Here is a 12,897-nt window from a genome sequence, read left to right as displayed (position 1 = left end):
GAACGGCGGTCGGTTAGTCGGTTGCTACCTGATCTGCGATGTCGTCGACGACGTCGGGGTTGCGCAGCGTCGAGGTGTTCCCGAGTTCGTTGCCGCTCGCGATGTCCTCGAGCAGGCGACGCATGATCTTGCCCGAGCGCGTCTTGGGCAGTTCGTGCGTGAAGACGACCTCCTCGGGCTTGGCGATCGGGCCGATGGAGTCGAGGACGGCCTCGACGGCCCGCTCCTCGAGTTCCGCGTTGCCCTCGTAGCCGTCTTCGGGAATGGCGTAGACGTAGACGGCCTCGCCTTTGACGTCGTGGTCGCCGCCGACGACGGCGGCTTCGGCGATCCCTTCGACGCCGACGACGGCCGACTCGATCTCCATCGTGCCCAGCCGGTGGCCGGAGACGTTGATCACGTCGTCGACCCGGCCGAGGATGGTGATGTAGCCGTCGTCGTCGATCTTCGCGCCGTCTTCGGGGAAGTAGACCCACTCGTCTGCGTCCTCGTCGGAGTACTCCTGCCAGTACTCCTCGAGGAACCGCTCGTCGTTGTTATACAGCGTCCGGAGCATGCCGGGCCACGGGTTGTCGACCGTGACGTAGCCGGCCTGTCCGGCGTCTACTTCCTCGCCTTCGGCGTCGACGACGCGGGCGTCGATCCCCGGCAGCGGCGGCCCGGCGGAGCCGGGTTTCATGGTGTTGACACCCGGCAGCGTCGTGATCATCATGCCGCCGGTTTCGGTCTGCCACCACGTGTCGACGATCGGGCACTCCTCGTTGCCGATGTGCTTGTAGTACCACTTCCACGCCCGCGGGTTGATCGGCTCGCCGACGGTGCCGAGCAGCCGCAGCGAGGAGAGGTCGTGGTTCTCGGTGTACTCCGAGCCCCACTTCATGAACGCGCGGATGGCCGTCGGTGCGGTGTAGAAGATGTCGACGCCGTTCTTCTCGACGATCTCCCACAGCCGGTCCTTGTCGGGGTAGTCCGGGGTCCCTTCGTACATCACGCTCGTCGTCCCCAGCGCGAGGGGGCCGTAGACGATGTATGAATGACCGGTGATCCAGCCGATATCGGCCGAGCACCAGTAGGTGTCGTCGGCCTCGATGTCGAGCACTGCGTGGCTGGTCCACGCGGAGTAGGCCAGGTAGCCGCCGGTGGTGTGTTTGACCCCCTTCGGCTGGCCGGTCGTCCCCGAGGTGTACATCAGGAACAGCATGTCCTCGGCGTCCCGGGAAACCGGCTCGACCGTCGACCCCTCGTGTTCGGCGACGAGGTCGTCGTAGTCGTGCTGGTTGTCCGTGAGCTCGTGGTCTAAGTCGTCACCCAGTCGGTCGACGACCACGACGTCGGACACCTCGTGGTCGACGCCCTCGAGGCCCTCGTTGGTCTTCGAGATGTGATCGAGCGCGTCACCGCGGCGGTAGTAGCCGTCGCAGGTGACCAGATACTCGCTGTCGGCCGAGTTCATCCGGGTCGCCAGCGCGTCGGCCGAGAAGCCGGCGAAGACCACGCTGTGGGGTGCGCCGATGCGGGCACACGCCAGCATGGCGATGGGCAGTTCCGGTACCATCGGCATGTACAGCGTGACGACGTCGTCTTCCTCGACGCCGAGGTCCCGCAGCGTCGCGGCGAAGTCCTCGACTTCGTCCAACAGTTCGTCGTAGGTGAAGGTGCGCGTCTCGCCGAGTTCGCCCTCCCACTCGATCGCGACGCTGTCGCCGCGACCCTCCTCTACGTGCCGATCGAGACAATTGTACGACGCGTTGAGTTTCCCGTCGGTAAACCACTCGTAGAACGGCGCGTTGTCGTCCTCGAGAACCGAATCGTACTCCTCGTCCCACGAGAGGAGGTCGGCCGCACGCTCCCAACACTCCGGCCAGTTCTCCTCGAACTCCTCGTAGATCCCCGGATCAGAGACGTTTGCCTGCTCGACGAACGACTCGGGGGGCTCGAACGCCTCCTGCTCCGCGAGTCGTGCCTCGAGGTTGGCATTGTCCTGTGACATGGTACACCCACTCAATCGAGTACGTCCATAGTAAAGGCGGCCTCTAGTTGTGCAAAATCGACCCGATACTCGGAGGGGAACCTAGCATATATTGACTATATTAGGTCCTGATAGCCGTCTGCCGCCCCGAAAAAGTCGTGTTTTCGCCGGCGCGACGAGAGTTCCGGGCAGGATTCCGTGGCAATAATTGTGATGATATGGCCGAATCGGTTCGGATCGACGCAACTCTCTAGAGACTTAGTCTCACCGGCCAGCGGAGACCCCGCCCTAGCCGTCCGGGTCCTCGAGGAACGTGCGAAGCAACTCGTGTTGGCCCTTTCGGAGATGGTTGTGCAGGGTCGGCGAGGAGACCCCCATTGCGTCGGCGACTTCCTCGGCCGTGCTCTCCCGGGGCCAGTCGTAGTAGCCGCCGAAGTAGGCCGCCCGGAGCGCGGCCTCCTGTCGGTCGGTCAGCCGGTCCTCGAGGCCCTCCCGGAACTCGCGGGCCGTCTGGACGGTCCGTTCGGCCTCGCGTTTCCCGAGCAGTTCGGAGTCGGGAAACGCCGAGCGGAGGCCGTCGAGGATCGTCCGAAGGTCGGCGTCGGCCGCGCAATCACCGGTCAGCGTCGCCGCACCGGCCTCGAAGATCGCCTCGTGGACGGTGACGCCGTACTCGGTCAGCGTGACGATCGGACAGGAGCCCTCGATGACGAACTCGACGCGCCAGCCGTCCTCGTCGGTCTCGACCAGCCGACAGTCCTCGATCCCGGGCGCGGAATCGGCGAGGTCGAAGACGTCGGCCGGCGACGCCCCCTCGAGTCGGACGTAGTAGAGTTGGGTCGACTCGTCGATCGGAACCAGCGAGTCGAGCTCGAACCGGCAGTCGAGCCGGTGCGAGGCGTCGACGAAAAACGAGCGGTCGTCCCGGCAAGCGATCTCGAGTTCGATCACCCGATCGGACAGCAGAAGGTTCCGCCGGCGGATAGCGGCGATCGCGTAGCCGACCTGTCTGCCGATCGTCGCGAGCCACGTGCGTTCGTCTTCGCCGAACGCCGCCGGGCGCTCGGTCGCGACCGAGAGCGTCCCATAGACGGTATCGCCGTACGTCAGCGGGACCTTCGCGACGGCACCCTCGAACGACTCGTCGTCCTCGAGGGTCGCCGTGACATCTTCCGCGACCGTAACCGCCTCGTCCCGCGATCGGGCGGTGTCCGCCGGCTCCGCATCCGGGAGGGGCTCGTCCGGTTCGTCTGCCCCCCACTCGTCGGGAACGAGTTGCTCGACTGCGTCGGGATCGACCCCGCCGGATGCACGCCACTGGCGGCGACGGTCCGAGATCGTCGCCCGGTCGATCCACGCGGCGTCGTAGGCCCGCCCGTCGGTGAGCGCGGTACACGTCGTCGTCTCGATCTCCTCGTGATCGGTCGACTCGAGCAAGGCGTCGGTCACGTCCCGGTGTCGCCGGGCGACCGCGTACAGCCCCTCGAGTTCGTCGCGGCGCTCCCGGACGGTTTCGAGTTCCTCGTGGGCGGCCGTCCCGTCGCGGACGAAGACGGCGAAGCCGCGATGGCGGCCCTGATCGTCCCGCAGCGGCGAGACGACCTCGGTCGCGCGAAAGCGCGAGCCGTCCTTGTGGACCCGCCAGCCGTCGGTTTCGCAGCCGGACTCCTCGACGGCCCGCGAGAGGGTGCGGTCGGGCGCGCCGTCCTCGACGGCGTGGTCGGTGTAGAACGCGGAGACGTGTGTCCCGACGATTTCGCCGGCGCGGTAGCCAAACAGCGCGGCCGCGCTGCGATTCCAGCGCTCGACGTAGCCGTCGGCATCGAGGCGAACGAGCGCGTAACGGTCGCTTGCAGCCAGCAGCAGCCGGACGACGCTGTCGTCGCTCACCGCGGGCCCGGTCTGGGGATCGCCGGACCGGGGACCTGAGGGCTCCTCGACGCCGTCGAAGGCGTCGACGATCTGGGAGTCGGTCGGCTCGGGCAGGTAGGACTCGAGGGCTTCGAAACTGCGCCAGCCGCCCGCGGTCTTGACGACGCGCGGGTTCACGTCGTGGTCGACCAGCGCGGTGTGGGCGAAGTACTGCCGGAGATCGCTCGTGGAGACGTCGGCGAGGCCGGGATCCTCGGCCAGCTCGCTCGCTCGCTCGGCGACCTCCGAGACTAGCATCTGCAGCCGGCGGGGCGTCACGGTGAAGATTCGGTCGTCCGTCGAGAGGTCGTTACTGCGGGCGTAGCGCCGGAGTTCCCGTTCGACGCGAGTCGGCAGGTACGCGGTTCGGGAGCCGCGCTCGTCGTCGGTCGGCACTCGGATCAGGTACCGCGGCGGATCGATTCTGACCTGGTCGATGTCGTCGATCGTGAGCCGCGTCAGCTCCGCCGGTCGAAGCCCGACGTCTCCGCAGAGCCGGATGACCAGCGCCTCTCGATAGGTTTCGGCCACGTCGAGCAGCGATTCGTACTCCCGCCGTGCGAGTACGGTCCCCACACTCCCCTCGAGACTCATCGATTCTGTTCGCCCATTCTGGCGGTGCGAACATAATTGTATCGACGCTGAACGATGTTTTCAACTGATCTTCGATTTCAGCGGTTGCTCCCCGAGAAAGAGACGTTTCGCGATCGTAGAAAAACCGAAACGCTATCGGATCGACTCATCGGGGTCGCTGTCCTCGCCGATTTCGGCCTGGATCTCGCCGACGATTTCCGGGTTCCGGAGCGCCGACGTGTCGCCGAGTTCCTCGCCGTTGGCGACGTCCTCGAGCAGGCGACGCATGATCTTCCCCGAGCGGGTCTTGGGCAGTTCCGGCGTGAAGATCACCGCTTCGGGCCGAGCCATCGGACCGATCGCGGACTCGATGTTGTCGAAGATCGCGCGCCGGACCGTCGCGTCGGCATCGTGGCCGCTCTCGGTGCTGACGTACGCGTAGACCTCGGTGTCCCCGGTCGGACTCGAGCGGCCCACGACGGCGGCCTCGGCGACGCCGTCCACGTCGGCGATCGCGCTCTCGATCTCCATGGTGCCGAGCCGGTGGCCGGAGACGTTGATCACGTCGTCGACTCGCCCGAGGACGGTGATGTAGCCGTCCTCGTCGATGCGGGCCGTATCGCCGCTGAAGTAGCGCCACGTGCCCTCGTCGGGATCGGAGAACCGCCGCCAGTACTCCGTGACGAACCGCTCGTCGTTGTCGTACAGCGTGCGGGCCATCCCCGGCCACGGGCGGGCGATCGTGAGGTAACCGGTCTCGCCGGGATTGACCCCGTCGCCGGCCTCGTCGACGATTCGGGCGTCGATCCCCGGCAGCGGCGGGCCGGCGGAACCGGGCTTCATCTCGTCGATCCCCGGCAGGGTCGATATCGTGACCGCACCGGTTTCGGTCTGCCACCACGTGTCGACGACGGGGCAGTCGCCCCCGCCGATGTGTTCCCGATACCAGTTCCACGGACGCGGGCTGATCGGCTCGCCGACGGTGCCGAGCAGTCGCAGCGAGGAAAGGTCGTGTTCGCCGGGATACTCCGCACCCCATTTCATGAACGCCCGGATGGCCGTCGGTGCGGTGTAGAAGACGTCGACGGCGTTCCGATCGACGATCTCCCAGAGTCGGTCGCGGTCGGGATAGTCAGGCGTCCCCTCGTACATCACCGTCGTCGTCCCCAGCGCGAGCGGGCCGTAAACGATGTAGGAGTGACCGGTGATCCAGCCGATGTCAGCTGCACACCAGTAGGTATCCTCGGGTTTCACGTCGAGGACGGCGTGGCTCGTCCACGCGACGTGAGCGAGATAGCCCCCCGTCGAGTGGACGACGCCCTTCGGCTCGCCGGTGGTCCCCGAGGTGTACATCAGAAACAGCATGTCCTCGGCGTCCCGCGAGACCGGGTCGACCGTTTCGCCGGCGAACTCGTCGCGGAGGTCGTGATAGTCCCACTCGTCGTCGCCGAGGACGTGGGGCAGGTCGTCGCCGAGCCGATCGACCACGACTGTCTGGACGTCTTGCTCGAGGCCGATGCGGGCGTTGTCGGCCTTGCTCTTCTGGTTGAAGGCGTCGCCACGGCGGTAGTAGCCGTCGCAGGTGACCAGATACTCGCTGTCGGCGGCGTCCATCCGCGTCGCGAGCGCGTCCGCCGAGAGTCCGGCGAAAACGACACTGTGGGGTGCGCCGATGCGAGCACACGCCAGCATCGCGATCGGCAACTCGGGGATCATCGGCAAGTAGATCGTCACGACGTCGTCTTCCTCGACGCCGAGGTCCCGCAGCGCCGCCGCGAACTCGTTGACCTCGACGTAGAGGTCCCGATAGGTGTAGGTCCGACGCTCGCCCTGTTTGCCTTCCCAGCGGATCGCGGCGTGGTTCTTACGCCCCGACTCGAGGTGTCTGTCCAGACAGTTGTACGAGGCGTTGAGCCGGCCGTCCGCGAACCAGCGATAGAACGGCGCGTCGTCCTCCTCGAGGACGGTGTCATACGACTCGTCCCACGAGAGGAGGTCGGCCGCGCGGTTCCAACACTCCGGCCAGTTCGTCTCGAACGCCTCGTGGATCCCCGGATTGGAGACGTTCGCCTGCTCGACGAACGACTCGGGCGGGGTGTGGGTGGGTCCGATGGGTGCGGACGCGTCTCGGTCCCACCCGTTCCGATCGACCATATCTCGTCCGAACCGTAGGTAGTCAAAGGAATAAACGTTCCTCCAAACCGCAAGCCGGTGGGCAGAGATCGATGGGTCCCACCGCCCCGCTCCAGCGGCGTCAACTCCTTCAACAGCCCCCGCCCTCGCGGCAACGCTGCCGATCCGGTGTTTGGCTCCGACTACAGTTCGTCCGTCGAGTCGATATCGACGATCTCCTCGGCGTCGTCGGTATCGTGCCGGCGAACGACGTAGACATCGTAGCGCTGGTCGTTCGCAACCGGGCTGCCGACGCTCGACTGCGGTGCGATCACCGAGCCGGCGTTCTCCGAGCCGATGAAGACGACCGATGCCCCGACCTCGCCGGCGACGCGGCGGATCTCGCGGACGACGTTCGTCGTCGACGTCGCGGTCGGTTCGTCGGAACTGACCCGCTCGATCCGAACGGTCGCTTCCGGCGCGATTTCCGCGGCGCGGGTCTGCATCCCCGTCGCGATCGCCTCCGCATCGAACGGTTCGCCCCGCGTGATCCAGCCCCGCTCTCGCGCGTAGTCGGCGTCGTCCGGAATCACCGTCAGGACGACGACCTCCTCGTCGAGCAGATCGCCGAACGTCGAGGCGCGCTCGAGCGCGTGTGTCGCCAGTTCCGAGCCGTCGAATGGGACGAGCAATGACATACGACTACGTCACACGACAGCGGTGGTAAATGTTCGGCCTCCAACAGCCGTCGTTCGCGGCCGACACTGCCGTCCCAACGGTCCGCGAACGGACACAGCCGTCGGCGTTAGCCGATAACCAACACCGGGCGATCGGCCGTTCTGACGACTCTGTCGACGGTGCTCCCGAGCAGCGCACCCTTAAACGACGACCGGCCACGGGAGCCGAGGACGACCGCGTCCGCCTCGACCTCGGCCGCGTACTCGAGGATTTCTTCGTGGGGAACGCCGAACCGAACCGCCGTCTCGACGGCTACGTCGCCCTCGGTCGCCGTCGCCTCGAGGGCCGCGAGCCAGTCGTCCGCGCGCTCCTCGAGGTGTTGTCGGGCTTCCTCCGGATCGACGATACCGCTGTCGTAGTCGGTTCGCTCGTCGACGACGGCGATCCCGTACAGGGGCGCGTCGAAGCGCTGGGCGAGCGCGACCGCGTGGTCGACCGCGGTCGCCGCGGCCTCGCTCCCGTCGGTCGCGACCAGAATAGCGTCGTACATGGGCGGCGATACGGCCCGCCTCGAGAAAGGCGTGTGGTTCGAGCAACTCGATCGACCCCTGCGGTTCGCCCGATAGTCGCTCAGGTTTCGGCGTCGTCCCCGTCGCGGTCGCCGCTCGAGACGCCACGCGCCGCCGTCGCTTTCACCGAGGCGACGACCGATCGGCCGAGCTCGAGTTCCAGCGCCTCGACGCTCCGACGAGTGACCAGCGCCACGAGTTCGGTGTCGTCTACGGTCCTCCGCTCCTCGCCCTCGACAGCCTCGGCGGCCTCGAGGTCGATCCCGATCCTGGCGACCGCATCCCCGGCCTCGAGCCACGAGACGATCCCCGGAAACCGGTTTCTGACGCTCGTCCCCTCGGCTCGGGGGACGTCGCTGGGCGCGTGGAGACTGACCGCGTCGGATCGGATCGTCACGGAGGCGCTCGCGGCGTCGGACGGGACGACCGCCAGTACCTCCCCGACACCGGTCGCGACGGTCGCGAGTTCGCCGTCGCGGTCGACGACCGGCCCCGAAAGCACCGTCTCGTCGACGCGAGCGACACCCTCGTAGGCCGCGACCAACCGATCGAACCGCGCCAGCAGATCCCTCGCCGTCCCCGTCAGGGAACTCCCGCCGCCGTCGGCACCGCCGCGGGTCCGCTCGACCAGCGGGCCGATCGACTCCTCGAGTTCGACCACGCGCTGTTGCAGCCGCGGATAGGAGCGTTCGAGGGCCTCGGCCGCGCCCGACAGCGAGCCGCGATCATCGATCGCGCGCAACATGGCGACGTCGCTGCGGTCGACTGCCACGTCGTCGATCCGCAGGTAGGGGTCGAACTCCTTTTCCATTCGACTCGCTCTTCGCGGTCAGGCTGGAAGTTCGTTTTCATCGTACAACAGATCGCCGCGGACGAAGCGGGCGGTCCGCTCATCCCGCGGGTCGTCGAAGATCCGGTCCGGCGGACCAACCTCGACGAGTTCCCCCTCGAGCAGGAAGGCGACGCGGTCCGAGATCCGCTCGGCTTGGTGCATGTCGTGGGTCGCGAGCAGGACGCCGTGGCCCCGCTCTCGCGCTCGGTCGATCGCTCGCTCGAGGATCGCCGTGTTCCGCGGGTCGAGATCGGAGGTGGGCTCGTCGAGGACGAGCAGGTCGGGTTCGGCCGCGAGCGCGCGAGCGAAGGAGACCCGCTGGGCCTCGCCACCGGACAATGACCCCGCAGCGCGGTCCCACGCGTCGCCGAGCCCGACCTGTTCGAGGGCCTCGCGAGTGCGGTCGTCGACCCGTGGCGTCCCGCGGAGCAGACGGTTGAGAGCACGAACGACGAAGTCGCCAAACCGCCGTCGCCATCCCCGGCGGAGCCGTCGTCCGACGTCGACGTTGCGCGCCACCGAGGTCTCGAAGAGGCTCGCCCGCTGAAACACCATCCCGATCCGCCGTCGGAGCGCGAGCCGCTCCTCCCGTGATAGGGACCAGGGATCGGTCCCGTCACAGCGAACCGCGCCGCCGGTCGGCCGCTCGAACAGGGCGGCCAGCCGCAACAGCGTGGTCTTGCCGGCCCCTGACGGTCCGATGACCGTCACCACCTCACCAGACCCGACCGACAGCGAGACATTGGTCAGAATCGACGTGCCGTCGACGCCGTAGGCGGCGTTCTCGAACTCGAGGTTCACGGGGCAGTCACCCCGGTTGCGTCTCGCCACGCATCAGTCTCATCCATCGTCATCGCCCCCCGAGCCGCATCACGATCCCATTGACGAGCAAGACGAGGGCGAGCAAGACCGCGCCGAGTACCAGTGCCGTCTCGAACTCGCCGCGGCGCGTCTCGAGGGTGATCGCGGTCGTGATCGTCCGGGTCTTCGAGGTGCCGTCGGCGTAGGCGATGTTGCCCCCGACGATCAGGACCGAGCCGACCTCGCTGATGGCGCGGCCGAAGCCGGCGAGGATGCCGGTGATGACCCCGTATCGGGCCTCCTTGAGCGTGATCAGGGCCACGTCCGCCCGCGTCCCGCCGACGCCGTAGGCGGCGTCCCGAACGGTGCCGTCGACGCTCTCGATGGCCGAGAGCGCGACGCCGGTGATCACCGGCGCGGCCAGCACGCATTGGGAAAGGATCATCGCTTCGGGCGTGTAGACCAGTTCCAGCGAGCCAAAGGGACCGTCGCTCGAGAGCGACATGAGGACGAGCAGGCCGACGACGACGCTCGGAAAGCCCATTCCCGTGTTGATCGCCGCCGTGACGAGCCGTTTGCCCGGGAAGTCCGAAAACCCGACGGCGAACGCGATCGGCAGGCTCAACGCCGTACTCAACAGGACGGCGGTCAGACTGACCGTCAGCGAGACCCGGATTATGCTCCGGAGATACGTCGGATCGGCGAGAGACTCGAATGGCATCTGTAGTGGTTCGATTCGTGCGAGCGGTAAACCCGACGGTTACTCCTCCCCGTCGTCGGGTTGCCACCCTTCCGGGACGTACTGCTGAAAGTTCGGGTCCTCCGACAGCGCCTCCGGGTAGAACAGCTGCTGGCCGTTCGAAGTGTAGTTCGAGATCAGGTCCTGTCCCGCCGGGCTCGTGAAGAATCCGATATACGCCATCGCCAGCTGGTAATTGACGTTGTCGTGGACCTCGGGGTTGACCGCCATGATCCCGTAGGGGTTCGCCAGCAGTTCCGGGCCGCCCTCGATCGGCCCTTGGAGTAGGATCTCGAGGTCGAGGTTATCCTGCATCGAGAGGTACGTGCCGCGATCGGCGAGCGTGTACGCACCGGACTCGGTCGCATTGTTCAGCGTGTCGCCCATTCCCTGGCCGAGTTCTTGGTACCACTCGCCGCCGGGCTCGACGCCGGCTTCGTCCCAGATGGCCAGTTCCTTCGTGTGGGTCCCGGAGTCGTCGCCGCGGGAGACGAACGTCGCCTGCGCGTCCGCGATAGCCGTGAACGCCGCCGTCGCCTGCTCGGTATCGCCGACGCCCGCGGGGTCCTCGCTCGGCCCGACGATCACGAAGTCGTTGAACATCAGGTCCCGCCGATTGACCCCGTGGCCGTCCCGCATGAAGTCGTCTTCCTGTGACCGGGCGTGGACGAGGATGATATCGGCGTTGCCGTTGCGAGCCGACTCGATGGCGGCCCCCGTTCCCTGTGCGTTGGCCGCCACCGGCGTCCCGAACCGCTCCTGAAACTCGGCGTTGATCTCGTCGAGCAGCCCCGTATCGTACGTGCTGGTCGTCGTCGCGAGCGCGAGTTCCTCGCCGACGATCGATCCCTCCTCGTCGTCACCGCCCAGTCCGAGACAGCCGCCGACGGCCGTCGCGATCCCCGCCGCGCTCGCCCCGAGCACCTCCCGGCGTCGATATTCCATACTGGGAATAACGATGGAATACAATCGTATAAACGTGACGACCGGGGCCCGAAGACAGTTACACGGCACGCTCGAGGGTCGCCAAGAGACGCTATCGTAAGTGAACTACCCTACCCTACTCGCTCACGGCTGACGCCGTTTGCTCCTTGAGGGAGGGCTTCCTGCTTCCACGACGCGCTTTGCAGATAGAGGCGTATCCACAGGGAGTGCAGTCTCCGCAGGCGTTGATTCGGACTAAAAGCGGTTACTCGAACAAACTCGAACCCGACCGATTCACGCCGATTCCGCGACCGCCGCGACGACGTTCTGGACGTACCGCATGCTCGTCGCGACCGACATGATCCCGTCCATCAGGGCTTGCTGACTGGCTCCGTCGGGGTAGACGCGGTATTCCACCTGTACCGTTTCGGCCTCCCGCAACTGACAGGAGACTCCCTCCTCGTCGAGAAAGGTGTAGAACCCAGGCGTCGCCGCCAGCATCGGCCCGACGTACCGGAGTAACTCGGCGCGTTGCTGATCGTCGCGGAGCAGATTTCTGGTTTTCTCGGTATCGAACCCGCTGCGGCCGACGATTCGAATCGGGCCGAACTCGTCTTCTTTGATCACGTGGATCGGCAGGTGCGAGAGTTCGACCTGAAAATTGAATTCGGTGTCCTCGTCGGTATGGGCGGTCACGTTCCGGATCGCCGTGTCGTCAAGCCAGTGCTGGACCTGCGTCTCGCTGATATGGGTTGTCACACCCGCTCGTCGACGGCGAGGCGAATAAGACTTCAGCGCGAGCACGCATGGCCCGTCTCGCTCCGCCTCGAGTGGGCGTCCCCGGGCTCGGCCGTTCGGTCTCGATCGAGCCGGGCCCACGCCGCTCTCCTACCTGTGCTTGTCCGGCATCGTCGAGTGCCGTGCGGTCCCGCGCATGTCAGCCCGCTTCGACGGCGGCGGTGCCATCGTCGAGTAGCGGCTCGGGCCGCCCGACGCCGACCCGCGGTTCCGGTCGCTTCCGAGACCGAATCCGAGAAGTCCCTCGTCGTCATCCGCGTCCGCGTCGTCCTCGGCCGCTTGCCCGTTCTCGGTATCGGCGGCCGATTCGCCGGCACCGTCCGTATCGCCGGCGGGGTTATCGCTGGCGGCCCCCACACTCGCTGACTCGAGTCGTTCCTTCAGTTCGGAGACCTCGTCGCCGAAGTCAGCGAACGAATCGCTCATCGCCGACCGGAGACGGTCCCCGATGTCGCCGGTCGTCTCCGACTCGCCCGGTTCGTCGCTCTCAGCCGTCTCAGCTTCGTCGCTCGTCGATTGGTCCCCCTCGTCTCCGTCAGCCGCCGTCTCAGCGTCCGGTTCGTCGCTGCCGGTGTCGCTCTCCCCGTCGTCATCGGCGGCCTCGGCCCGCTCACCGATCGTCTCCCGGAGGTCGTCGATGGCACCCTCGAGTCCCCCGTCGTCCGCCCGGTCGGCGAGTTTCGAGAGGTGGAGCAACCGCTGGAGGTCCTCGAGGTTCTCCTGTTCGCCGCGGGCGATCGCCTCCGGAATCGAGTCCGGTTCGGACCCGTCCGCGAGGGTGTCCAATCCGACCGCCGCGAGCAACTCGTCGGGGTCTGCCGACTCGAGGAGGTCGCTCGCGTCCGTGGCGGCCTCGAGCAGATCCGTCTCCGACTCGTCGTCACCGTCTGCGTCGCCTCCGGAAACGATCGAGCCGCTGGACGCGTCGGCCTCGGTCAGTATCTCGTGCACTCGGTCGTGTAGTTGCGATTCGCTCATTGATTTCACCGAG

Annotated in this window: 11 protein-coding genes; all 11 read right to left on the bottom strand. The window is 66.7% G+C overall.

Annotated elements, in window-relative coordinates; translation table 11 throughout:
• Positions 1-13 precede the first annotated feature (13 nt).
• On the bottom strand, positions 14-1,990 hold the full coding sequence (gene acs, locus ACJYUO_RS03745; RefSeq protein ID WP_494344058.1) for an acetate--CoA ligase: 1,977 nt from the start codon (positions 1,988-1,990) through the stop codon (positions 14-16).
• Between the two features lie 267 nt (positions 1,991-2,257).
• Positions 2,258-4,474, bottom strand: coding sequence for a bacterio-opsin activator domain-containing protein (locus ACJYUO_RS03740; protein ID WP_494344057.1), 2,217 nt, complete (start codon positions 4,472-4,474; stop codon positions 2,258-2,260).
• Between the two features lie 132 nt (positions 4,475-4,606).
• Positions 4,607-6,607: an acetate--CoA ligase gene (acs, locus tag ACJYUO_RS03735; protein WP_494344056.1), complete on the bottom strand. Its 2,001-nt coding sequence runs from the start codon at positions 6,605-6,607 to the stop codon at positions 4,607-4,609.
• A gap of 161 nt (positions 6,608-6,768) precedes the next feature.
• A complete protein-coding gene (locus ACJYUO_RS03730) occupies positions 6,769-7,263 on the bottom strand; it encodes a universal stress protein (RefSeq protein ID WP_494344055.1) in 495 nt (164 codons plus the stop codon).
• A 107-nt stretch (positions 7,264-7,370) separates the two neighbouring features.
• Complete coding sequence (locus tag ACJYUO_RS03725; protein ID WP_494344054.1) at positions 7,371-7,793, bottom strand: universal stress protein; 423 nt, start codon at positions 7,791-7,793, stop codon at positions 7,371-7,373.
• An 80-nt stretch (positions 7,794-7,873) separates the two neighbouring features.
• Positions 7,874-8,623, bottom strand: a complete 750-nt coding sequence (locus ACJYUO_RS03720; protein WP_494344053.1) for a TOBE domain-containing protein — start codon at positions 8,621-8,623, stop codon at positions 7,874-7,876.
• An 18-nt stretch (positions 8,624-8,641) separates the two neighbouring features.
• Positions 8,642-9,445, bottom strand: a complete 804-nt coding sequence (locus ACJYUO_RS03715; protein WP_494344052.1) for an ATP-binding cassette domain-containing protein — start codon at positions 9,443-9,445, stop codon at positions 8,642-8,644.
• A 49-nt stretch (positions 9,446-9,494) separates the two neighbouring features.
• Positions 9,495-10,166, bottom strand: a complete 672-nt coding sequence (locus tag ACJYUO_RS03710) for an ABC transporter permease (protein WP_494344051.1) — start codon at positions 10,164-10,166, stop codon at positions 9,495-9,497.
• A 39-nt stretch (positions 10,167-10,205) separates the two neighbouring features.
• Positions 10,206-11,129: an ABC transporter substrate-binding protein gene (locus ACJYUO_RS03705; protein WP_494344050.1), complete on the bottom strand. Its 924-nt coding sequence runs from the start codon at positions 11,127-11,129 to the stop codon at positions 10,206-10,208.
• A 273-nt stretch (positions 11,130-11,402) separates the two neighbouring features.
• Entirely contained in the window at positions 11,403-11,867 is a 465-nt protein-coding gene (locus ACJYUO_RS03700; RefSeq protein WP_494344049.1) for a DUF2299 family protein, read from the bottom strand.
• A gap of 129 nt (positions 11,868-11,996) precedes the next feature.
• Positions 11,997-12,884 carry a hypothetical protein gene (locus tag ACJYUO_RS03695; protein WP_494344048.1) on the bottom strand — a complete coding sequence of 296 codons (888 nt, stop codon included), beginning with the start codon at positions 12,882-12,884 and terminating at the stop codon, positions 11,997-11,999.
• Positions 12,885-12,897: the final 13 nt, after the last annotated feature.

Source organism: Natrinema sp. CRL1 (assembly GCF_059162405.1).
The sequence above is the reverse complement of the archived record's forward strand: the minus strand, read 5'-3'. Positions and strand labels throughout refer to the sequence as shown.